Origin of the sequence: Nocardia sp. NPDC020380 (genome assembly GCF_044386975.1) — a bacterium.
Lineage (GTDB): Bacteria > Actinomycetota > Actinomycetes > Mycobacteriales > Mycobacteriaceae > Nocardia.
On record NZ_JBIRVQ010000017.1, the window covers coordinates 165122 to 186929 of the forward strand.

The window sequence follows — 21808 nt, forward strand, 5'->3', positions numbered from 1 at the left end:
GCCCCTAACCGATTTCGTTGCCGACGGTGGCGTGTCCGCTGGGTGCGCCGGGCGTGCCGTCCGGTCCCGGGGTCCCGTCGTCCGGTCCGCCGTCGGCGTCCCATTCGTCGTTCACGTTGTGCGAGTTGACCTCTGTGCGCTTCGCCCGCAGCCACATGAAAGCCGCCATGGCGATGAGCAGCGCGAACACCACGAGCACGCCCGCGAGTCCGCCGATGCCGTCGACCAGTCCCCAGCAGATCGCGCCCGCGATCGCGGCCAGCGGCAGGGTCAGCACCCAGGCCACCGCCATCCGGCCGAGCACGCCCCAGCGCACCTCGGCGCCGGGCCGGCCGATGCCCGAACCCAGGATGGATCCGGTCACGGTGTGCGTGGTGGACAGCGGCAGGCCGAAGTGGGCCGAGGTGAGAATGATCGCGGCACTGGTGGATTCGGCGGCGAAGCCCTGCGGCGGCGCGATGTCGACCAGGCCCTTGCCCAGGGTGCGGATGATGCGCCAGCCGCCGAGGCAGGTGCCGGCGGCCATGGCGATGGCGCAGGACACGATCACCCACAGCGGCAGCGGATCGCTGGCCTTGGCAGTGCCGTGCGCGATGAGCGCCAGGAAGATGATGCCCATCGTCTTCTGCGCGTCATTGGTGCCGTGGGCCAGCGAGACCAGCGAGGCGGAACCGATCTGCCCCCACCGGAATCCGCGGTTCACGGTGCGCTCATTGGCGCCCTTGGTGATCCGATAGACCAGCCAGGAGCCGATGGAGGCGACCAGCGCGGCCACGACCGGTGCGAGCACCGCGGGGATGATGATCTTCGCCAGTACGCCTTTGCTGCCCGCACACCAGATCACGCCGTGCCAGCCGAGAGCGGCGATGGTGGCGCCGATGATCCCGCCGAACAGGGCGTGCGAGGAACTCGACGGCAAACCCAACAACCAGGTGAACAGATTCCAGAGGATGCCGCCGACGAGGCCCGCGAAGACGATGTCGAGCAGGGCCCGGCCACTCGTCTCGGAGAGGTCGACGATGCCCTCGGCGACCGTCGCGGCGACGGCGACGCTGAGGAACGCGCCCACGAGATTGAGCCCGCCGGAGAGCATTACGGCGGTACGCGGACGCAACGCACCGGTCGCGATGGAGGTGGCCATCGCATTCGCGGTGTCGTGGAAGCCATTGGTGAAGTCGAATGCCAGCGCAGTGCAGACAACGATCAGCAGAACGATCAGTTCGGCAGACACGTGGATCAGTTTGCGCTATGTCCTTTACGGGGTGTTAACCGACGCCCCGGTTCTGGATCACAGCAATCTTCGTGCTAAGCCGGAAGGTCAGCGGTCGCTCGGTCTGTTGTCGCGCCGAATCGGGTGGTCCGGCGGCACCTCCACCAGCACGATGGGCACGCCGTCCGGGTCCTTGATCCACATTTCGACCAGCCCCCATGGTTCCCGCTGCGGCGCCCGGTCGATCGGCACGCCGGCGAGCGTGAGTTCCACCGAGGCGGTCGAGCAGTTGCGCACCTGCAACCAGAGCGCGCCCGCGAACCCGGTGGGTGCCTCCGCCTCGCGGCCGTGCCCGGCCACCTCGATCAGTGCCTGTCCCGCGAAGAAGACCGTGCCGCCGGGATACTCGCGCGCAATGGCGAGACCCAGCGTGTCGCGGTAGAACTCCAGCGTCCGGCGATAATCCTGCGGCCGCAGGATCACCCGACTGCTCAGTATCTCCATATATGCAGCTTGGCAGCTCGGCGTTTGCCGCGCGCCGGACTCAGAAATACCAGGGGTAGGGCTTCCAGTCGGGTTCCCGCTTTTCGAGGAACGCGTCCCGGCCCTCGACGGCCTCATCGGTCATGTACGCCAGACGGGTGGCTTCACCCGCGAAGAGCTGCTGACCGACCAGTCCGTCATCGGTGAGGTTGAACGCGTACTTCAGCATCCGAATCGCCTGCGGCGACTTCCCGAGGATCTCACCCGACCACTCCAGGGCGACGTCCTCGAGTCGTTCGTGGTCGACGACGGCGTTGACCGCGCCCATGGCGTGCATTTCCTCGGCCGTATAGGGCCGGCCCAGGAAGAAGATCTCCCGGGCGAACTTCTGCCCCACCATCTTCGCGAGATAGGCGCTGCCGTACCCGGCGTCGAAGCTGCCCACATCGGCGTCGGTCTGCTTGAACCGCGCGTGCTCACGCGACGCGAGGGTGAGATCGCAGACCACGTGCAGCGAATGCCCGCCACCGGCGGCCCACCCGTTGACGAGGGCGATGACGACCTTCGGCATGAACCGGATGAGCCGCTGCACCTCGAGGATGTGCAACCGGCCCGCGCGGGCCGCGTCCACGGTGTCCGCGGTCTCACCGCTCGCGTACTGATACCCGTTGCGGCCGCGAATGCGCTGATCACCGCCCGAGCAGAAGGCCCAGCCGCCGTCCTTCGGGGAGGGCCCGTTGCCGGTGAGCAGCACCGCGCCCACATCGGCGCTCATCCGGGCATGATCCAGGGCGCGATACAGCTCGTCGACCGTGTGCGGCCGGAACGCATTGCGCACCTCCGGCCGATCGAAGGCGATCCGCACGGTGCCTTGTTCGATGTGCCGGTGATAGGTGATGTCGGTCAGGTTCTCGAACCCGGGTACGGGCCGCCACAGCGCTGCATTGAACGTCACCCGTCTGAACATACTGATCGCCGCTGAGCAGCAGATTGTCGGCTATCGGGAGCGCGGGGAGGCCGGGTTGCTGCCGCGGTAGGACTTTCGGTCAGTTGATACAGAGCGCGGGTGTGAATCTGAAACGCTGCCAATCGATTGCGGGTGGCTTACAGTGCTGTTGCTGCCCTGGCAGTAGCAGCGCGTCGGCATCGTGTGTGCGGGGACACGGGTGCGTATAGTTGCGTGCGCTCGTTCATCGAAAAACTATCCGGAGGAACCTGAAAGTGGTTGCAGCACTGTCTGAATCCCTGCTCGATGACGCCAAGCGTCCGGCATTCATCGCCGACGCCCAGAAGGTTCTGGATGCGGAGGTGTCGGACAAGGGCGGCGCGTCGGGCCTCGCTGTGAAGGGCGGATACGCCGCCATCAAGAAGGTCAGCCCGACGATCGTCGGCGATGCGCTGGACTCGTTCGCCCCGAAGTTCGTCTCGCAGTTGGAGCCGTACTGGGCCGAATTCCGGGCCGGTGGCTCGGGTTCGTTCTCGGATCTGCTGGTTTCGAAGCAGGACGAGGTCGCCGAGGCTCTGCTGTCGGTTACCGATGCGCGTGCGGAGGCGTCCTCGCGTCCGGCGCTGACGAAGGTCTACAACTCCCTGCGTGGCTCGGCGAAGAAGCATGTCGTCGAAGCGCTTCCGCGACTGGGTGACCTGATCCAGCAGCACGCTGGTTAATCAAATGACCGGTTCGCGGCCCGCGCGGGGCCGCGACCGGCACCAGCTCTTGCTGTCAAGTGGGCTGAATCAGCCCGCGGCCCGGCCGGCCCGCCAGTAACCGGTGAAAGTGATGTCGGCCTTCGGGATTCCGCGTTCCTGGGCCAGATGCCGGCGCAGCCCGGTGACGAAACGCTGCTCACCCGCCAGGAAGCCGTAGACGGCGGCGGCGGCCGGAATGCTCGCGGCGCGGACCGCGGCATCCGTGAGCGTGCCCGTCTCGCCGTGCGAATCCGTGCGGACGATCCAGTTCACCTGCACCCCTTCGGGTTCGCCGAGGGTTTGCGCGTCATCCGCGTGCGGGATTTCGATGAACGCCGCACCCCGCAAGTCACGCGGCGCCGACCGCAGTGCGCCCGCGATGCCCGGCAGTGCGCTCTCGTCGCCCGCCAGCAGCGCGAAATCGGTGTGCTCGGGCGCCTGATAGGTGATGCCCTCGTCCAGCAACCCGACGCGATCGCCCGGGGTGGCATTGTTGGCCCACGCGGACGCGGGGCTGTCGTCCCCGTGTGAGACGAAGTCGATGTCGATCTCGGCGGTGCTGCCGAACTGACCCGAACCGGCGGGCCGGTATTCGCGCACGGTGTAGTTGCGCACCAGCGGCCGGTGTTCCTTGCCCGTCACGAGGTATTGCGCGTACCAGCCCAGGCTGCTCGACGAGGTGGGCAGTTTCAGGCTGCCGTCCTTGCCGGGCATGAACAGCCGGAACCATTGGTCGAATCCCATTGCGGTGAAGCCGCCCAGGCCCGCGCCGCCGATGGTGACTCGCACGAAGTTGGGGCTGATCGGCTTGCTCGCGAGGACCTTCGCGGTGAGGATCTCGCGGTGTTCGGGTTTGACATACTTGGTGCGCTTCGCCATTGATTTAGGTTAGCAAACCCTAAGTATATCGGATAGGTGTGAGCAGGCCGACGCAGCGCCCGCACCCACTGTCTGAGAGGCTGGGGGTGTGAATCCTTCGACAGCACAGGCGCACGTCATCGTCGACGAGCTCGCGCGCGGGGGAGTGCGGGATGTGGTCCTGTGCCCCGGTTCGCGAAATGCCCCGCTGGCCTTCGCATTACAGGCCGCGGACGCCGCTGGAAGGCTCCGGCTGCACCTACGGGTCGACGAGCGCACGGCGGGCTTCCTCGCCATCGGGCTCATCGCCTCCAGCGGCCGCCCCGTCCCCGTCGTCATGACCTCCGGCACCGCCGTCGCCAACCTCGGCCCGGCCGTCCTGGAAGCCAATTACGCCCGGCTCCCGCTCATCGTGCTCAGCGCCAACCGGCCCTACGAAATGCTCGGCAGCGGAGCCAATCAGACCGTCGAGCAGTTCGGGCTCTTCGGTAGCCAGGTGCGCGCCGCCATCAGCCTCGGGCTGGCGGAGATCGAACCGGGCGACTCCCACTACTCGACGCAGAACAGCCTGTGGCGTTCCGCGGTCTGCCGGGTGCTGGCCGCCGCCCGCGGCACCCGCTCCGGCAATGCCGGCCCGGTGCAGTTCGACATCCCGCTGCGCGAACCGCTGGTTCCCGACCGTGCCGCCGGTGACCTGCTGCCCTCCGGCCGGGACAACGAATGCCCTTGGACCGCAACGCAGTACGCGACCCTGGACGTGCCGATCGACATCGACTTGACCCTGGACACGGTGGTCATCTCCGGGCACGGCGCGGGACATCGGCCCGAGCTCGCGGCGCTGCCGACGGTCGCCGAACCGACCGCGCCCATGCACGGCCCGGCGCTGCATCCGCTGGCGCTGCCGCTGCTGAAACCCAAGCAGGCCATCATCACCGGGCGGCCGACCCTGCACCGGCCGGTCTCCAAGATCCTCGCCGATCCGGAGGTCACCGTGTACGCGCTGACCACCGGGCCGCGCTGGCCCGATGTGTCCGGCAATGTGGTCGGCACCGGTACCCGGGCGATCACCTTCGGTGCGCCGCGGCCGGAATGGCTGGAGCTGTGCCGGGATCTGAACGAGAAGGCGTCCCGGGTGGTGCGGGCGCAGCTCGCCTGCCATCCCAAGCCGACCGGCCTGCACGTGGCGGCGGTGGTCATGGACTCCCTGCACGAGGGCGATCAGCTGCTGCTCGGCGCCTCCAACCCGGTGCGCGACGCCGCGCTGGTCTCGTATCCGCGGCGCGGCATCCGGGTGCTGTCGAATCGCGGCGTGGCCGGGATCGACGGCACGGTGTCGGCGGCGGTCGGCGCGTCGCTCGCGCATGCGGGCCGTACGGTCGCGTTCATGGGCGACCTGACCTTTCTGCACGACGCCTCCGGGCTGCTCATCGGTCCCGGTGAACCGCGGCCCGAGGACCTCACCATCGTGGTCGCCAATGACGACGGCGGCGGCATCTTCGAACTCCTGGAACAGGGCGATCCGCAGTACGCGGGCGTCTTCGAGCGCATCTTCGGCACCCCGCACGGCATGGATCTGGCCGCGCTGTGCGCCGCCTATCGCATCCCGCACCGCCAGGTGGATCCGGCGCAACTGGCCGCGGCACTGACCGAGAGCGCGCACGGCATCCGCGTGCTGGAGGTCGCCACCGAGCGGTCCAGCCTGCGGGAACTGCACGCGACCGTGCGCGACGGCATCGGCAAGTAGTGCCGCGCGGGCCGCGGGAAGTGAACACGGCCGCGGGAAGTGAAGTAGTGCAGCGGGTTCGGGGTTACTCCTCCGAACCCGGCTCGTCGTAGTCGTCCATCGGCACCGCGATGGCCTGTTCAACGAGGTCGCCTTCGGAGGCGGTCCAGCCGGAGTCTCCGGCGGGCACAGCGTCGATCTCGGTATCGGCGTCCTCGAGCTGGTCGGAATCCCGGTCCGGATACGCCGGGATGTGCTGTTCGATGTAATCGGCCTCGGGAACGGCGTCGGCAGTGCGATCGGACATCGGAGCTCCTCTTCCGCCGGGTGGGCTGGCCGTACGGTCGGGCTGTTTCGAGAATGCGCCTCGCCCGGCCCGACGGCAACCGCCGTGTTCACTCGTCCGGCAGTGGCCCGTCGTCCGCCGGGTACTCGACCAGCGCCAATACCCGCCCGGACAGGAAACGCGCGGTGCGTACCGCGGTGCCGGTCCGGGTCACTTCGCTGACTTCCACCACGCCCCGCGCAATGCGGACCTCGACCTTGCGGCCGGCCCGGGTAGCGGTCACTTCGTAATTGCGAGACCCGTCGCCGGTATCGACGACGATCTCCACTCGATCACCCTTCATCTCCCAATTCTCCTCGCCACCAGTGCTTTTCGCCGCTGATACCGGTTAACAACTCGGTGTCGACCGGCGGGTGTGCTTGCATTCCACGCCCGTGCGGGAACTCCAGCACGGGGGCGCCGGTCATGGTGGTCACCACGACCGGGCCCTTCCAGCCGCACCAGCCGCCGCATTCGCCGATGGTCTGCGACTCGATGCGGCCGTCGTCGAACTGGGCGGTGATCTGCCGGGCCCGGGCGGGGCGCCCGCAGATCGGGCAGGCGCCGAAGTAGTTGAGGATTTCCTGCACTTCGGATGCGATCACGATGCGCTTGCGGTCAGCCATCTTTCAGGAATACGCCTGCCGTGGCGGCGAGCGTGGCGGCTTCGGCTGCCGCTTTGATCACATGCTCGTCGAGCGGGTCGCCGGTATTGAGGAGGCGGTAATACAGGGGAGCGGAGACGGCGGCGAGGACGGCGCGGGGGTCGGTGCCGGAAGGGATTTCGCCGCGTGCCGTGGCGGCCGTGACGCAGGGGGACCATTCGGTCAGGCGGGTGTCGTAGAAGCGGTGCAGGGCCTCGGCGGCGGTGTCGTCGAGGGTGGCGGCGGCGATGACCGCGCGGAAGAGGCGGCCCTGGCGCGGGTCGGTCAGGGTGGCGGCGACCAGGCGGGCATTCGCCAGCAGGTCACCGCGCAGGGAGCCGGTATCGCTGTGCGGGAGTGAGGTTTCCGCCATCTCCGCGAGCAGGTCGGCGACCAGGCCGGCCGGAGCGCGCCAGCGGCGGTAGACGGTGGTCTTGCCGACCTCGGCGCGGGCGGCGACCTCGGTGAGGTCCAGGCCCGCGAAACCGTGTTCGGCGAGCAGATCGCCGGCGGCGCGCAGGACCGCCTCGCGGACGCGGGCGGTGCGGCCGCCCGGCCGGATCGAGCCGGGCGTGGTGTCCTGCGTCATAACGGGCCTCCGGTTCCATTTGTGTTGGGTCGAGTGTATCGTCGGTCGTGTTAATGAAACTGTAGTTCCGTTAGGAGTAGGTCATGGAGTACCGCAGGCTCGGCGCATCCGGTCTCATGGTTCCGGCGCTCAGCTTCGGCGCGGGCACCTTCGGCGGTCGCGGCGAACTCTTCAGCGCCTGGGGCGACACCGACGCGCAACAGGCCCGCCGCATGGTCGACATCGCCCTCGAAGCCGGCATCACCCTCTTCGACACCGCCGACGTCTACTCGGACGGCGCCTCCGAGGAAGTACTGGGCGAGGCCATCCGGGGCCGCCGCGATCGACTGCTCATCTCCACCAAATCCGCGCTGCCCACCGGGCCCGGACCCGGCGAATTCGGTTCCGGCCGGGCCCGATTGATCACCGCCGTCGAGGATTCGCTGCGCCGCCTCGGCATCGACCACATCGACCTGTACCAGCTGCACGCCTTCGACGCGGGCACCCCGGTCGAGGAAACCCTTGCCGCTCTGGACGATCTGGTCCGCGCCGGCAAGATCCGCTATATCGGCGCTTCCAACTTCGCGGGCTGGCAGCTCATGAAATCGCTCGCGGCCGCGGACCGCCACGGCTTCCCGCGCTATGTCGCGCACCAGGTCTACTACTCCCTGGTCGGCCGCGACTACGAGTGGGAACTCATGCCGCTGGGCCGCGATCAAGGAGTCGGCGCGGTGGTGTGGAGTCCGCTCGGCTGGGGCCGCCTCACCGGGAAGATCCGGCGCGGGCAACCCCTTCCGGCGGGCAGCCGGCTGCACAAGACCAGCGAGGCCGGGCCGCCGGTGGACGACGAACTCCTCTACGACATCGTGGACGTGCTCGACGAACTGGCCGCCGAAACCGGCCGCAGCGTCCCGCAACTCGCCTTGAACTGGCTGCTGTCGCGGCCCACCGTGTCCTCGGTCATCATCGGGGCCCGCAATGAGGAGCAGCTGCGGCAGAATCTCGGGGCGATCGGCTGGAGCCTGGACGCCGAACAGCTGGCGCGGCTGGACAAGGCGAGCGCCGTGACTCCGCCCTACCCGTACTACCCCTATTACCGGCTGCCGGACTTCGCCCGGCTGAATCCGCCCGCCGTGTAATCGGTTCCGCGCGTTACGGCGCCGAATACAGTCCCTGCGCCAGCACCGGCCACGAGGCCTTCAGATCGTCCTGCCAGTAGCCCCACGAATGGGTGCCGCTGTTGCGGTACACGAAGGTGGCGGGAATGTTCAGGTCGTTCAGCCGGTGCTGCAGGGTGCGGGTGGACAGGTCGATATTCGCTTCGATGAACGCGCCCACCGCCACGGTTCTCGCATTGTCCTCGGGGCGTTCGAGCCGGAACTTCCCGCCGGGTGCGTCGTAGACGCCGGGAATCCCATTGCCGGTGGAGATGAAAAGGTGTGTGCCGCGCAGCTTCTCGGCCTGCACGGTGGGATCGTTGGTCACCCACAGCGGATTGTCGTCGGCGCCCCACATATTGGTGACGGTGCCGCCGCCCCAATTGCGCACGGTGAGTTTCACCGCCTCCCGGCCGAGGGGGTCGCTGGTTTGCGTGAGCCCGCTGTAAACGGCGGCGCTGCGGTACATTCCGGGATTGCCGATGACCGCGTCCAGCACCGGTATGCCGGACATGGACAGGCCCGCGATGGCGTTCACGCCATTGGTGCCGAGGGCCGCGTCGATCAGCGGCGGGAGTTCCTTGCTCAGGTAGGTGGCCCATTTGTTGACACCGCCCATGGCCGGATCGGGTTGCAGCCAGTCGGTGTAGAAGGTGAAGGCGCCGCCGATGATCTGCACCACATTGATGTTCTTGTCCGCCAGGAAATCCAGTGCGTCGGTGCGCAATTGCCAGGAGGCGTCGTCCACGCCGCCGCCCGCGCCATTGAGCAGGTAGAGAGCGGGTTGCGGGACGGAGGTGTTCTCGGGGCGTTCGACATCCACGGCGAAGCTGCGGTGCATGGCGGCGGAATAGACGGAGAGGCGGATATTGTGGGCGTCCTCGACCAGGACGTCCTCGATATACGAACCGTCGTCCGACCGCAGGACCGGCAGTGTCACTCCGGGTGCGGAGACCGGGTCGGCGTGGGCGGGTGCGCCGCCGAATCCGAGGAGGACAGCGGTCAGCACGGCCGCCGATCGCCCGATGGTCACTGCCGGTCGTCCGCTGATCGCACAGTGCCGCCCTTCGGGTCTCAGTACACGTCGCGTACGTACCTTTTCTCCGCGACCAGCTGTTTCCGGAACGCCAGCGCGGCCTCCTCGCTCAGCTTGCCGTGAATCCGGGCGATTTTCAGCAGCGTATCGTCCACATCCTTGGCCATGCGCGAAGCGTCACCGCACACATAGAAATACGCGCCGTCCTGCAACCAGGCCCACAGTTCCGCGCCGTGCTCGATCATGCGGTGCTGCACGTAGATCCGTTCGCGCTGATCCCGGGAGAATGCCAGATCCAGCCGGGTCAGGAAGCCGGAACGGAACATGTCTTCCAGTTCGTCGCGGTAATAGAAGTTGTCCCGGGCGTTCTGGTCACCGAAGAACAGCCAATTGCGGCCCGCGTGACCGAGTGCGCGACGCTCCTGCAGGAAACCGCGGAACGGGGCGATGCCGGTACCCGGGCCTACCATGATCATGGGTGTGTTCGGGTCCGGTGGCGGCCGGAAATGCGGGGCCCGCTGCAGGAAGATCGGCACCTCGGCGCCGGCGCGATCGGCCAGGAAAGTCGAGCACACGCCGCCGCGCCGGGCCGCCGGATCCCCATACCGCACCACGCCCACCGTCAATTGCACCTCGCGCGGGCTGACCAGCGGACTCGACGAAATCGAATACTGCCGCGGCTGCAGCTTCTTCAACGCGCCCTGCCATTCGACCAGATCGGCCCGCACCGGGAAATCCCGCAGCACGTCCACCGCCTGCCGGTCCCACAGGTAGCTGTCCAGCTCGTTCCGATTGTCCCGCCGCAGTAATTTGGCGAGCCGCTGATTCGTATTCCGTTCCGCCGCAAAGGCCAGCAGGTCCCCGCTCACCTTGGTGATGTCGTACTGCGTCCGGAGGGCCTCCGCGAGCGTGAACTCCCGCCCGTCGACCTCGACGATCCGGCTTCCCTCCAGCCCCGTGACCGCGAGCCACTCCGTCACCAGCGCATCACAATTCGCGGGCCGGATCCCCAGCGAATCCCCCACCTCGTACACGGCCGCGCTACCACTCAGATCGAACCCGAACTGCCGCACCTCTTTCCCGGTCCCCGCCCGCGACAGCAATTCATTGCGCACCAGCGTCGCCGGCAACGGCGCATGCCGCGTGAAAGGAACCGCCCCGGGCCGCCCGATCACCGGCGCCAGCGTGGCCACCGACATCCGCGCGTCCGCCCTGCCCGCGGCCCAGGCACCGCCGATCGAGGTGATCGAACCGGCGCCCGCCACGGATGCCCCACCGGCGGTGGGCCACCCGCCGACGTTCGGCGAGCCCGCTGCGGTGTTCCCGCCGTGGCTCGGCGAGTGCGCTTGGTCTTCGGCCAGGGCCGTGACGATGTCGACGGCCCACCGGTCGGAGAGGTCATCGTGGTCGGGTTCGCTGTCGACGCGGGGGAGGAGGCGAGTGGCCCCGCGGGCAGCGAGCAGTTCGTCGAGTTTGCGGCCGTGGCCACAGAAGTCGTCGTATGAGGAGTCACCGAGAGCGAAGACCGCATAGCGCACGCCGGAGAGTCGAATCTCGCTACCGGACAGCCGTTCCCAGAAGTCCGCGCCATTATCGGGCGGCCCACCGTCCCCGAACGTGCTCGTGATGATCAGCACATCCCCGTGCAGATCCGCCAGCTCGGCGGCATCCATCTCCAGCAGCCGTGGCGCACACCCGGATTCGGTCAACCGGGCCACCATCTCCGCGGCCAATTCCTCGGCCGTCCCCGTCTGCGAGGCCCACAGCAGGGTCAGCGTCCGAGCGGCGGAGCCACTACCGCCATCGGCCGCCGGAAACCCGTTGCCGTTGGCAGGAGATCCATTGCCTGAGGTGCCGGTGGCAAGGGTCCCTGCGCCTGGAGTGCCGGCCGGTGCTGTGCTCGGCCCGGGTATACCCGGGCCGGGCATACCGAGCGCCGCGGCAGCTGACCCGGATGCGGCACTGCGTGAGTACATTCCGGCCAGCAAGCCGTCGATCCATACCCGGCTGCGAGGTGAGATGGGTGCGGAGTCCGGCAAGACCGGGACCGCGGTAATCGGCAGGGCTTGCAGGGCCGACAGGTATCCGCCGAGGTAGATCCGTTCGATCTCGCTCAGCATCGGGGTAGCAGTCGTCTCCAGGCCGAGCATGGCCGCCAGCGGATGCTGTCCGGCGGCAGGCGGATTCGCCGCGCCATACGAACCGGCCGCGTCGTTCGAACCGACCGGGAATTGCGGGCCGGCCGTGCCGGATAGGTCGGCCGGGCCGTGCGCTCCGGCTGGGAGCGACGCGCCGCTCGCGCCCGGGATCGCTTGTGGCTGGGCCGGGTGCGACCCGCGCGGGAGGGCGTCTGCCGTGAAGGTGTCCGCGGCGGGCAGGGTGTCGTGGGTGGGGTTCACGGCGGCCACCTTTCGCAGTCGTACGGCGCAGACCTTGAACTCCGGCTGCAGTGAGTCGGGATCCACGGCGTCGTTGGTGACGGCGTTGATGGTCAGGTATTCGCCCTGTTCGTCGTTCCAGTGGAAGGGGGCGAAGCAGTTGCCGGGGAGGACGCGGTCGCTGACGACCGCGGGGAGGACGGCGCGGCCGCGGCGGGAGGCGATCTCGATCTGATCGCCCGCGACGATGTCGAGTCGGGTCGCGTCGTCGGGGTGGATTTCGACGAACGGCCGCCCGTTGAGTTTGTTCAGCCGGGCGATCTTGCCGGTCTTGGTCATGGTGTGCCACTGATGTTGCAGGCGACCGGTATTGAGGACGAACGGGTGATCCTCGTCCGGCATCTCGGCGGGCAGCAGGTGCGGGCGCGGCAGGAAGACGGCGCGCCGGCTCGGAGTGGCGAAGGCGAGGCGCGGGGTGTGGCCGTCGGCGTCGGTGAACAGGTCCTGGCTGACGCCGTCGTTGAGGTAGCGGATCGGGTTACGCCGCACGGCCGGATCGGGGCACGGCCACTGTGCGGGGCCTTCGCGCAGCATGTCGTAGTCGATGCCGCGGAGGTCGTAGCCGGTCTTGGGGTTGGCGAAGCCGCGGATCTCGTCGAAGATCTCGGCGCTGGAGGCGTAGTCGAAGCCGGGGAACCCCATGGCGGTCGCCACCTGGGAGATCAGCTGCCAGTCCGGTCGCGCGTCCCCGACCGGCGGCAGCGATTGCCGCATCAGGGTCAGGGTGCGTTCCGAACTCACCATGACGCCGTCCGCCTCCGCCCACAGGGTGGCGGGCAGCAGCAGGTCGGCGTACGCGTTGGTGGCATTGTCGGTGTACACGTCCTGCGCGATCACCAGTTCGGCGGCTTCCAGCCCGGCGATGACGTTCTTCCGATTGGCCATGGAGGCAACGGGATTGGAGCAGATGATCCAGCAGGCCTTGATCGCGCCGTCGGCGAGCCCGCGCCACATGTCGACCGTGCCGGGCCCGCCCTTACTGCGCAGACTGCCCGGTTCCAGCCCCCACGCGGTCTCCACGAACGCACGATCCGCGGGCGCCAGCACGCTGCGCTGCCCCGGCAGTCCCGGTCCCATGTAGCCCATTTCGCGTCCGCCCATGGCGTTCGGCTGCCCGGTGAGCGAGAAGGGCCCGCTGCCGGTGCGGCAGAGCGCGCCGGTCGCGAGGTGCAGGTTGCAGAGGGCGTTGGTGGTCCAGGTGCCGTGCGTGGACTGGTTGACGCCCATGGTCCACAGCGACATCCATTCGCCCGCCGCGCCGATCATGGCGGCGGCGGTGCGGATATCGGCTTCGGCGAGTCCGGTGATGGCGGCGACCAGGTCGGGCGGGTACTGGGCGAGGAATTCCGGCATGCCGTCCCAGCCCTCGGTGTGCTCGGCGATGAACTGCTCGTCGATGTCGCCGTTTTCGACCAGCAGGTGCAGGATCCCGTTCAGCAGTGCCAGATCCGTGCCGGGTTTGAGCTGCAGGAACAGGTCGGCCTTGGCGGCGGTGTCGGTGCGCCGCGGATCCACCACGATGAGTTTCGCGCCCGCCTTGAGCCGATCGGCCATGCGCAGGAACAGGATCGGATGGCAGTCGGCCATGTTCGCGCCGATGACGAAGAACAGGTCGGCGTGGTCGAGATCGTCGTACGATCCGGGCGGTCCGTCCGCGCCGAGCGACTGCTTGTAGCCGGTGGCGGCGCTGGCCATGCAGAGCCGCGAATTGGCTTCCATGTGCACGGTCCGGATGTGGCCCTTGGCCAATTTCGTTGCCACGTACTGGGCTTCGATGGACATCTGACCGGATACGTAGAGCGACACGGCATCCGGGCCGTGTTCGTCCAGGATGGCGCGTAGTCGTTCGGCGGCCGCACGAACGGCTTCGTCGACGGGGACCGGTACCGGCGGCTGCCCGCGCTCGGGTCGCCGGTACGCGGATTCCATGCGGCCCGGGGGCCGCATGAGGTCGGCGTGCGTGGCGCCCTTGGTGCACAGTCGCCCGCCGTTGACCGGATGTTCCTTGTCGCCGGCCAATTTGGCGATGATGGGCAGGCCGAGCTCGCCGGTTCTGGTCTGCACGGTGATTCCGCAGCCCACCCCGCAGTACGAGCACACGGTCCGGGTGCTGTTCGAGGCGGGGGAATCGGGCATGGTTCCGATCTTCGTCACCCCCGGTTGCGCCGGATTTACCGAACGTTATCGCGAGGTGACATTCAGCCTCACTTTTGGTTTCCGCGACGGTGAGGAAGGCCCGGTCATGGGCCGATCACATGTTAGCCGAGCTTGTAGCCCCGGTGCAGCGCGACGATTCCGCCGGTGAGATTGCGCCATTTCACCGCTGACCAGCCCGCATCGGCGATGCGCAGGGCCAGCTGCGGCTGCGTCGGCCAGGCCCGGATGGACTCGGCCAGGTAGACGTAGGCGTCCGGATTCGAGCTGACCCGTTCCGCCACCCAGGGCAGCGCCTTCATCAGGTATTCCATGTACACCGTGCGGAAGGGCGTGAGGGTCGGCGTCGAGAACTCCGCCACCACCAGCCGGCCGCCGGGCTTGGTGACGCGCAGCATCTCGCGCAGCGCCAGATCCGGATCGGACACATTGCGCAGGCCGTACGAGATGGTCACGGCATCGAACGAGTCGTCGGCGAACGGCAGAGCCATGGCATCACCGGCGACCATCGGCACATTGCGGAAGCGGCCGGCGGAGAGCATGCCCTGCGAGAAGTCCGCGGCCACACACCAAGCACCCGACTTGGCGAGCTCTACGGTCGAAACCCCGGTCCCCGCGGCCAGATCCAGGACCCGCTCGCCGGGACGCAAGGCCAGCGCCTTCCGCGTCACACGCCGCCAGTAATAGTCCTGCCCCCCGGAGAGCACGGTGTTCGTGATGTCGTATCGCTTCGCGACCCCATCGAACATGGACGCAACCTCATGAGGTTGCTTGTCCAGCGAGGCCCGAACCAATTCCCGCTGCTCATTTTTCGCCACGGTGCTCATTTTGCCCTGCGCTTCGCTCCGGGCGGGTTCGCGGCCCCGAAGTCTCGATTCTTCCCTCCCTCCGCTCCTCCGCTTCGCTCCCCCGCTCCACTCAGTCCAGAATCGAGCCGGCCGCGAACCTTGAGGGCTCGGAGCCACCGCGCGGGTGGCCTCGCACCCAGCAGCCAGAGCGCGGGCAATGCCAGCAACCACGCCACGACAATTACCGACAGCGCCGGGATGATGGCGACACGCGCATCGCGACCCGCCACCCGGACCAGATCGGGATCGCTGCGCCGGTATTCGACATTGATGCGTTCGCCGACCGTCAGCTTGGTCGGGTACAGCACACCGGTTTTCGGATTGTGCGTCTCACCGTCCGGCGTGACGAAGATGACCGCGGACCGCAGGCGGCCCGCCGACAGCACTTCCGCGCTGGTCACGCCCTCGTCGGAGGAGATCAGATGGTCATCGCGCCAGGCGGCCAGCACCAGCAGCACCGCGAGCACGCTCACCGCCAGCGCGGCGACGATCACCGAGATCCGGGCACGCCGCAGCCGTACGGCCCGTCGGTGCGCGGGATCCTCGGCCGGCTGCACGATGCTGGCAGACTGGCTAGTTTCCGACACTTCACCAGGCTATTCCACGACTCGGCTACCGTTGCCGCCATGTCCCGTAAATTCAGCTTCACCGTGCAGTACAGCGTCCCGGTAGAAGAGCTTCACCGGGCACTCACCACCGACGAGATGTGGCAGGCGCGCTTCGAAGGAGCCTCCACGGCAACGCTGGAACTTTCCCACCCGGACGGGCCCGGCACCATCAGCATTCATATGACCGAAAAAGCTCCCGAAGACCAGATTCCCGGCATCGTCAAGAAGGTGCTCAAGAGCGAACTCCAGCTGGAGCGCACCGACACCTGGGGCCCGCTCGACGGCGACACCGCCAAGGGCAGCTTCCACGGCAAGTCCGGCGGCATCACCACCGAAATGCAGGGCACCTTCGAATTGCGGCCCGCCGCCGAGGGTTCCGAACTCGAGGCCACCGGCACCGTGGACGTGAAGGTCCCGCTGGTCGGCGGCGCCATCGAACCGCTGGTCGAGAACCTGCTCAAGAAGGTCATGAACAGCGAGCGCAAGTCCGTCGAAAACTGGTTCGCCGCACAGAACGCGTAGCACCGGTCCGTGGGCCCGGGGCGAGAACCCCGGGCCCACGCGGGCGGAACCGGACTGCCGCCGCACCCGAATCGGGCGCCCGGCCCGATCAGCTACTGCGGGCCGAAATCGCCGCCCTCGTAAGGCCGCTGCTCCACCAGCACCAGCCAGTTGCCGGAGTTGTCGCGCAGGATCGCCTCCACGCCGTACGGGCGCTCCGACGGCGGCTGCACGAAATCCACGCCCTTCGCGGTGAGTTCCTCGTAGGCCTTGTGGCAGTCGTCGGTGCTCAACCCCAGCGCACCGTGCGTGCCATTGGCCATGGAACGCCGGATGGCCTCGGACAGGGCCTCGTCCAGCGGGGGACCGGGGACCATGAGGGTCACCTCCAGCTCCGGATGATCCGGGTGCGCCACGGTCACCCAGCGGAAGCCGTTGTCGCCCATGGTCACATCGGTGGATTCGACGAAGCCGAGCTTGTCGACGTACCACTCCTTGGCGGCGGTCTGATCGGTCACGTACACGGTTACCAGCGAGACATTCTTGATGATCGGCATGGCTCGAGGCTATGAGCCCGCACCGCCCTGATGCTTCTCCGAAATTGCTGTGTCGCATTTGCCGTGCCACGGCTGTGTCGCATTTGCCGTGCCACGGCTGTGTCGCATTTGCCGTGCCACGGCTGTGTCGAAGATTGCCTTGACCGATCCGGCCGTGAGTGTGACGTAACCCGCACGAAACGGCTCGGAAAGCCGAGATCAACAATCACCCACCAGTCTCGACTGCAGCAAACAGCTCGCGAAGCCGGATCGAGGAGTTTTGGTGGTCGAAGTGGATACCCGCGCGGCGAATACCGTCGCCGCGACCAAGGAGACGCTGGAGGACTACACCCTCCGGTTCGCCCCGCGCAGTTACCGCAAATGGAGCCCCGCCGTGGTCGGCGTCTCCGCCCTGGGCGGCATCGCCTACCTCGCCGACTTCTCCATCGGCGCGAACATCGGCGTCGCCAACGGCACCGGCAACGCGCTGCTCGGCATCGGCATCTTCGCCATCGTGGTGATGCTCACCGGTTTCCCGCTGGCCTACTACGCCGCGCGCTACAACATCGACCTCGACCTGATCACCCGCGGCAGCGGATTCGGTTACTACGGGTCGGTCATCACCAATATCGTGTTCGCCTCGTTCACCTTCATCTTCTTCGCGCTCGAGGGCTCGATCATGGCGCAGGGCCTGAAACTCGGCCTGCACGTGCCACTTCCGATCGGCTACCTGGTGTCCACGCTGATGATCTTCCCGCTGGTCATCTACGGCATGAACACCCTGGCGAAACTGCAGGTGTGGACCACCCCGCTGTGGCTCGTGCTGATGGTGCTGCCGTTCGCGTTCCTGCTGGTGCGGCACCCGGATTCGGTGAGCTCCTTCCTCGCCTACGGCGGCAAGGACGGTCAGGGCGTGAGCCTGGCCGGCGCGCTGCTCGCGGCCGGCGTCTGTCTCTCGCTCATCGCGCAGATCGCCGAACAGATCGACTACCTGCGTTTCATGCCGCCGAAAACCCCCGAGAACAAGCGCAAGTGGTGGGGCTGGATGCTGCTGGCCGGACCCGGCTGGGTGCTGTTCGGCGCCATCAAGCAGGTCGTCGGCCTGTTCCTCGCCGTCTACCTGATCGCGAATCTGCCCGGCGCCCAGGACATCGCGAACCAGCCCGTGCACCAGTTCCTCGAGATCTACCGCGACATGATGCCGTCCTGGCTGGCCATGACCCTCGCCGTGGCGCTGGTCGTCATCAGCCAGATCAAAATCAATGTGACCAACGCGTATTCGGGATCGCTGGCGTGGACCAACTCCTTCACCCGCGTCACCAAGACCTACCCGGGCCGGCTGGTGTTCCTGGCGCTGAATCTGGTCATCGCGTTGATCCTGATGGAAGCCAATATGTTCGACTTCCTGAACAATATTCTCGGCTTCTACGCCAACTGCGGCATCGCCTGGATCGTCACCGTCGCCACGGATATCGCGATCAACAAGTACGTGCTGAAGATCTCGCCCAAGCAGCCGGAATTCCGGCGCGGCATGCTCTACGACTTCAACCCGGTCGGACTGGTCGGCTTCGGGCTGTCGGCGCTGCTGTCGATCATGACGTTCTTCGGGCTCTTCGGTGACACGCTGAAGCCGTATTCGCCGATCGTCGCCGTGGTGGTGTCGTTCGTCGCGACCCCGCTGACCGCCGTGCTCACCAAGGGCAAGTACTACCTGCGCCGCGACCACGACGGCATCGACCTGCCCATGTTCGACGAGCACGGCAATCCGTCGGGGGAGACGCTGACCTGCGCGGTCACCGGACTCGACTTCGAACGGCCCGACATGATCGCCTCCCCGGTCCCCGGGCCGGAAGGCGAAATCCAGTACATCTCGTCACTGGCGCTCTCGACCGACAAGAGCGGCCTGCACGTGCTGCCGCCGAAATAATCGTTACAGCAACGGTTTCCGATCCGAGAGACCGTGCATGAAAACGTAGCAACCAGGAATATGGGGCGCGCCCTCGGAGACGAATTTCGCTTGATACTCCGAGGGCGACATCCCCACCAGTTCGGTGAATTTGCGGCTGAACGAACCCAGGCTGCTGTAACCGACCAGCATGCAGGTCTCGGTCACCGTGATATTGGTGGCGCGCAACAGATCCTGTGCGCGTTCGATGCGCCGCTCGGCCAGATATACAGCCGGAGTCTTCCCGTAGGTCGCGGCGAAGCAGCGCAGGAAGTGATACTTCGACACTCCCGCCGCGGCGGCCAGACTGTCCAGGTCAAGGGGTTCCGCGTAATGACGATCGGCCAGATCCCGAGCCCGCCGCAGGTGAGGCAACAGGTCTTCGGGAACCGGCCGGTTGGTCACAGCCGCTGGGAGGGGGAGGCTGCGAAGGGCTGAAGTTTGTCGAAACGCATGGACGCGCGGCCCGCGCCCCGCCACAGTTTGGCGGTCAGATCCAGGTCCTCGTCCGTGACCAGATTGCCCATGACGCGAACCGCGGTGCGCTGCAGCAGCTTCGAACGCATCACCGGAGGGCCGCCCAGCGGCACCGCGCGCGGATGCGTGGCCAGCGCCGCCAGCCGCCGCGCCACCGAATAGGTGCGGCCGTAGCGGGCGCGCAGCATATCCGGCCAGATGCGGGTCAGGTCCGGTTCGTCGAGGATGCCGGCCAGCATGTGCCCGCCCTCCAAGCCGTAGTCGATGCCCTCGCCGTTCAGCGGGTTCACGCAGCCCGCCGCATCGCCGACCAGGGCCCAGTTGCGCCCGGCCACATTCGACACCGCACCGCCCATGGGCAGCAGCGCCGACGCCACCGCCCGCGCCTCACCCTCGAAACCCCACTCCTGGCGGCGCTCCGAGACATAGTGCTGCAGCAGCGGTTTCAGGGCGATGTGCGAGGGCCGCTGCTCGGTGGCCAGTGAACCCACACCGATGTTCACCTCGCCATTGCCGAGCGGGAACACCCAGCCGTAACCCGGCACCAATTCGCCTGCGGCATCCCGCAATTCGAGGTGTGAGGTGATCCACTGATCATCCGAGCGGTCCGACTTGATGTAGGCGCGCGCCGCGGTCCCGTACGCGTACTGCCGATGCCAGGTGCGGCCCAGCAGTTTCCCGACCGGCGACCGCACCCCGTCCGCCACGATCAGCGTATTGCAGGACACCGCGCGCAGCCCGGACTCGGTCTTGATGCTGACCCCGGTGACCCGGCCGCCGTCCCGCGCGACCTCCACCACCTTGGCGCCCTCCACCATGTGCGCCCCCGATTTCACCGCGGTCTCCCGCAGCTTGTCGTCGAGTTCGGTACGCGGCACGGCACTTCCGTACGCCGGGAACGACCCGTCCGGCCAGGGCAGCAGCGCCTCCCGCCCGAACCCGGCCATCCGCAGCCCCTTGTTCACCGTGTGCAGCCGCACCCAATCCCCGAGCCCGAGATGCTCGAGCTCCGCCGTCGCGCGCGGCGTGAGCCCATCCCCGCAAGTCTTATCGCGCGGAAACACAGCGGAGTCCGTCAGCAGCACATCCCGCCCGGCACGCGCGGCCCAAGCAGCGGCCGCCGACCCGGCCGGCCCGGCCCCCACGACCAGCACGTCAGCGTGCGCGGGCAACACTGTGTTTGATTTGCCTCCGCTTCGCTCCGGCGGGTTCGCGGCGCTGTAAGTCTCGTTCTTCCCTCCCTCCGCTCCTCCGCTGCGCTCCCCCGCTCCACTCAGTCCAGAACGAGCGCTCCACCTCCCTGCGCTTGCGCCACGAACTTGCCTGTGCTGCGAACTCAGGTCGCCATCCGGAGAGCTCATGGCTTCAATACTTGCAGCACATCACGATCGGTGTCGACGCGGATCACCTCACGCCTCGTCCCGAGAGTTGGGCCACCCACACAGTGGGGAATCGAACACGCCACTGTTCTCTGCGTCGCACTACGGTGGTGTGCATAGGGGGTGAGTGCCCCACACGCTAGGTTCTTTGCGTGGGGTCGGACGCGGCACTGGGAGATGGAATGAGCGCATCGGCTGTGAGCGATGAGAGCACCGTGGTTGCGGGGGTCGATCTTGGCGACCCCGATCTCGCCGCCACCGTGCGTAAAGGCCTGGTCGAAGTCGAAGACCTGCTGATCACCGAACTGTCCGACGGCGAGGAATTCCTCCAGGAAGCGGCCCTGCATCTCGCCAAGGCCGGCGGCAAGCGGTTCCGCCCGCTGTTCACCATCCTCACCGGCCAGCTCGGTCCCGACCCGACCAGCCCCGACCTGATCACCGCGGGCACCGTCGTCGAACTCGTGCACCTGGCCACCCTCTACCACGACGACGTCATGGACGAGGCCTCGCTGCGCCGCGGCGCCCCCAGCGTGAATTCGCGCTGGGGCAACAGTGTCGCCATCCTCGCCGGCGACTACCTGTTCGCGCACGCCTCCCGCCTGGTCTCCACCCTCGGCCCGGACGCGGTGCGCATCATCGCCGAGACCTTCGCCGAACTGGTCACCGGCCAGATGCGGGAGACCATCGGCGCCAAGCAATCCCAGGATCCGGTCGAGCACTACCTGCGCGTGGTGTGGGAGAAGACGGGTTCGCTGATCGCCGCCTCGGGCCGTTTCGGCGGCACCTTCTCCGGCGCGAGCCTCGACCATGTGGAACGCCTGGCCCGGCTCGGCGACGCGGTCGGCACCGCCTTCCAGATCTCCGACGACATCATCGACATCTCCTCGGTGTCCGAACAGTCCGGCAAGACCCCCGGCACCGACCTGCGCGAGGGCGTGCACACCCTGCCCGTCCTGTACGCGCTGCGTGACGAGGGCTCCGAGGGCGACCGCCTGCGCAAGCTGCTGGCCCACCCGCTGCAGACCGACGCCGAGGTGGAAGAGGCCCTGGACCTGCTGTCCCGCTCCCGCGGCATGGTGCTGGCCAAGGAGAAACTGCACGGCTACGCGGACATCGCGCACGCCGAACTGTCGGCCCTGCCCGGCGGCCCCGCCAATGAGGCCCTGGAACAGCTGGTCCGCTACACCATCGAACGCGTCGGGTAGAGATCCGCGGGAACTCCCGGCCGC

General features: G+C 67.5%; 20 protein-coding genes and 1 pseudogene. 6 read left to right on the plus strand and 15 right to left on the minus strand.

From position 1 onward, the window contains the following. Positions 1-4 precede the first annotated feature (4 nt). From ACH438_RS38275 to ACH438_RS38285, 3 genes are all read right to left on the minus strand, one after another. Positions 5-1231 (minus strand): anion permease, encoded by a 1227-nt coding sequence (locus ACH438_RS38275; protein ID WP_397014598.1) that lies wholly within the window; start codon positions 1229-1231, stop codon positions 5-7. 87 nt (positions 1232-1318) lie between these two features. Then, positions 1319-1714, minus strand: a complete 396-nt coding sequence (locus tag ACH438_RS38280) for a VOC family protein (RefSeq protein ID WP_397014600.1) — start codon at positions 1712-1714, stop codon at positions 1319-1321. 40 nt (positions 1715-1754) lie between these two features. Beyond that, positions 1755-2648, minus strand: a complete 894-nt coding sequence (locus tag ACH438_RS38285; RefSeq protein WP_397014602.1) for a 1,4-dihydroxy-2-naphthoyl-CoA synthase — start codon at positions 2646-2648, stop codon at positions 1755-1757. 266 nt (positions 2649-2914) lie between these two features. Between ACH438_RS38285 and ACH438_RS38290 the strand changes: the two genes are divergently transcribed. Continuing rightward, positions 2915-3361 carry a DUF6918 family protein gene (locus tag ACH438_RS38290; protein ID WP_397014604.1) on the plus strand — a complete coding sequence of 149 codons (447 nt, stop codon included), beginning with the start codon at positions 2915-2917 and terminating at the stop codon, positions 3359-3361. Positions 3362-3430: 69 nt separating this feature from the next. Here ACH438_RS38290 and ACH438_RS38295 read toward each other — a convergent pair whose 3' ends face one another. Beyond that, positions 3431-4261 carry a siderophore-interacting protein gene (locus ACH438_RS38295; RefSeq protein WP_397014606.1) on the minus strand — a complete coding sequence of 277 codons (831 nt, stop codon included), beginning with the start codon at positions 4259-4261 and terminating at the stop codon, positions 3431-3433. A gap of 88 nt (positions 4262-4349) precedes the next feature. Here ACH438_RS38295 and menD point away from each other — a divergent pair, with 88 nt between their 5' ends. Further along, positions 4350-5984: a 2-succinyl-5-enolpyruvyl-6-hydroxy-3-cyclohexene-1-carboxylic-acid synthase gene (gene menD, locus ACH438_RS38300; RefSeq protein WP_397014608.1), complete on the plus strand. Its 1635-nt coding sequence runs from the start codon at positions 4350-4352 to the stop codon at positions 5982-5984. 64 nt (positions 5985-6048) lie between these two features. Here menD and ACH438_RS38305 read toward each other — a convergent pair whose 3' ends face one another. From ACH438_RS38305 to ACH438_RS38320, 4 genes are all read right to left on the minus strand, one after another. Then, positions 6049-6270 (minus strand): hypothetical protein, encoded by a 222-nt coding sequence (locus ACH438_RS38305; RefSeq protein ID WP_397014610.1) that lies wholly within the window; start codon positions 6268-6270, stop codon positions 6049-6051. A gap of 88 nt (positions 6271-6358) precedes the next feature. After that, entirely contained in the window at positions 6359-6592 is a 234-nt protein-coding gene (locus tag ACH438_RS38310) for a hypothetical protein (protein ID WP_397014612.1), read from the minus strand. Continuing rightward, positions 6582-6914: a hypothetical protein gene (locus tag ACH438_RS38315; protein ID WP_397014614.1), complete on the minus strand. Its 333-nt coding sequence runs from the start codon at positions 6912-6914 to the stop codon at positions 6582-6584. Before ACH438_RS38315 ends, ACH438_RS38310 begins: the two co-directional genes overlap by 11 nt. After that, positions 6907-7521: a TetR/AcrR family transcriptional regulator gene (locus ACH438_RS38320; RefSeq protein WP_397014616.1), complete on the minus strand. Its 615-nt coding sequence runs from the start codon at positions 7519-7521 to the stop codon at positions 6907-6909. Before ACH438_RS38320 ends, ACH438_RS38315 begins: the two co-directional genes overlap by 8 nt. A gap of 83 nt (positions 7522-7604) precedes the next feature. Here ACH438_RS38320 and ACH438_RS38325 point away from each other — a divergent pair, with 83 nt between their 5' ends. Beyond that, on the plus strand, positions 7605-8639 hold the full coding sequence (locus ACH438_RS38325) for an aldo/keto reductase (RefSeq protein WP_397014618.1): 1035 nt from the start codon (positions 7605-7607) through the stop codon (positions 8637-8639). Positions 8640-8652: 13 nt separating this feature from the next. On the opposite strand, the gene ACH438_RS38330 is transcribed toward ACH438_RS38325, so the two are convergent. The 4 genes and pseudogenes from ACH438_RS38330 to ACH438_RS38345 all read right to left on the minus strand — a co-directional run. Beyond that, a complete protein-coding gene (locus tag ACH438_RS38330) occupies positions 8653-9690 on the minus strand; it encodes an alpha/beta hydrolase (protein ID WP_397014620.1) in 1038 nt (345 codons plus the stop codon). Positions 9691-9731: 41 nt separating this feature from the next. Then, on the minus strand, positions 9732-14267 hold the full coding sequence (locus tag ACH438_RS38335; RefSeq protein ID WP_397014622.1) for a molybdopterin-dependent oxidoreductase: 4536 nt from the start codon (positions 14265-14267) through the stop codon (positions 9732-9734). Between the two features lie 122 nt (positions 14268-14389). Next, positions 14390-15112, minus strand: a complete 723-nt coding sequence (locus ACH438_RS38340) for a demethylmenaquinone methyltransferase (protein ID WP_397014624.1) — start codon at positions 15110-15112, stop codon at positions 14390-14392. A gap of 149 nt (positions 15113-15261) precedes the next feature. Next, positions 15262-15648, minus strand: a pseudogene (locus ACH438_RS38345) (DUF3592 domain-containing protein); the annotation flags it as partial. 111 nt (positions 15649-15759) lie between these two features. Here ACH438_RS38345 and ACH438_RS38350 point away from each other — a divergent pair. Next, positions 15760-16263, plus strand: a complete 504-nt coding sequence (locus tag ACH438_RS38350) for a DUF2505 domain-containing protein (RefSeq protein ID WP_397014626.1) — start codon at positions 15760-15762, stop codon at positions 16261-16263. A 92-nt stretch (positions 16264-16355) separates the two neighbouring features. On the opposite strand, the gene ACH438_RS38355 is transcribed toward ACH438_RS38350, so the two are convergent. Beyond that, on the minus strand, positions 16356-16793 hold the full coding sequence (locus tag ACH438_RS38355) for a VOC family protein (RefSeq protein ID WP_397014703.1): 438 nt from the start codon (positions 16791-16793) through the stop codon (positions 16356-16358). Between the two features lie 268 nt (positions 16794-17061). Here ACH438_RS38355 and ACH438_RS38360 point away from each other — a divergent pair, with 268 nt between their 5' ends. Continuing rightward, positions 17062-18705 (plus strand): purine-cytosine permease family protein, encoded by a 1644-nt coding sequence (locus ACH438_RS38360; protein WP_397014628.1) that lies wholly within the window; start codon positions 17062-17064, stop codon positions 18703-18705. 3 nt (positions 18706-18708) lie between these two features. Here ACH438_RS38360 and ACH438_RS38365 read toward each other — a convergent pair whose 3' ends face one another. Next, positions 18709-19128, minus strand: a complete 420-nt coding sequence (locus ACH438_RS38365; protein WP_397014630.1) for a helix-turn-helix transcriptional regulator — start codon at positions 19126-19128, stop codon at positions 18709-18711. Continuing rightward, positions 19125-20372: a geranylgeranyl reductase family protein gene (locus tag ACH438_RS38370; RefSeq protein ID WP_397014632.1), complete on the minus strand. Its 1248-nt coding sequence runs from the start codon at positions 20370-20372 to the stop codon at positions 19125-19127. The genes ACH438_RS38365 and ACH438_RS38370 overlap by 4 nt, the downstream gene beginning before the upstream one ends. Before the next feature lie 389 nt (positions 20373-20761). On the opposite strand from ACH438_RS38370, the gene ACH438_RS38375 reads away from it, so the two are divergent. Further along, the gene (locus ACH438_RS38375) at positions 20762-21784 is read left to right on the plus strand and encodes a polyprenyl synthetase family protein (RefSeq protein WP_397014634.1); all 1023 of its coding nucleotides are present in this window, start codon (positions 20762-20764) and stop codon (positions 21782-21784) included. Positions 21785-21808 lie beyond the last annotated feature (24 nt).

Excerpts from the sequence above, each read along its gene's own strand:
- ACH438_RS38295 (WP_397014606.1), bottom strand. The coding sequence starts at position 4,261 with ATGGCGAAGCGCACCAAGTATGTCAAACCCGAACACCGCGAGATCCTC.
- ACH438_RS38375 (WP_397014634.1), top strand. The coding sequence starts at position 20,762 with ATGAGCGCATCGGCTGTGAGCGATGAGAGCACCGTGGTTGCGGGGGTC.
- ACH438_RS38305 (WP_397014610.1), bottom strand. The coding sequence starts at position 6,270 with ATGTCCGATCGCACTGCCGACGCCGTTCCCGAGGCCGATTACATCGAA.
- ACH438_RS38325 (WP_397014618.1), top strand. The coding sequence starts at position 7,605 with ATGGAGTACCGCAGGCTCGGCGCATCCGGTCTCATGGTTCCGGCGCTC.
- ACH438_RS38320 (WP_397014616.1), bottom strand. The coding sequence starts at position 7,521 with ATGACGCAGGACACCACGCCCGGCTCGATCCGGCCGGGCGGCCGCACC.
- ACH438_RS38280 (WP_397014600.1), bottom strand. The coding sequence starts at position 1,714 with ATGGAGATACTGAGCAGTCGGGTGATCCTGCGGCCGCAGGATTATCGC.
- ACH438_RS38310 (WP_397014612.1), bottom strand. The coding sequence starts at position 6,592 with ATGAAGGGTGATCGAGTGGAGATCGTCGTCGATACCGGCGACGGGTCT.
- ACH438_RS38335 (WP_397014622.1), bottom strand. The coding sequence starts at position 14,267 with ATGCCCGATTCCCCCGCCTCGAACAGCACCCGGACCGTGTGCTCGTAC.
- ACH438_RS38340 (WP_397014624.1), bottom strand. The coding sequence starts at position 15,112 with ATGAGCACCGTGGCGAAAAATGAGCAGCGGGAATTGGTTCGGGCCTCG.
- ACH438_RS38350 (WP_397014626.1), top strand. The coding sequence starts at position 15,760 with ATGTCCCGTAAATTCAGCTTCACCGTGCAGTACAGCGTCCCGGTAGAA.
- ACH438_RS38315 (WP_397014614.1), bottom strand. The coding sequence starts at position 6,914 with ATGGCTGACCGCAAGCGCATCGTGATCGCATCCGAAGTGCAGGAAATC.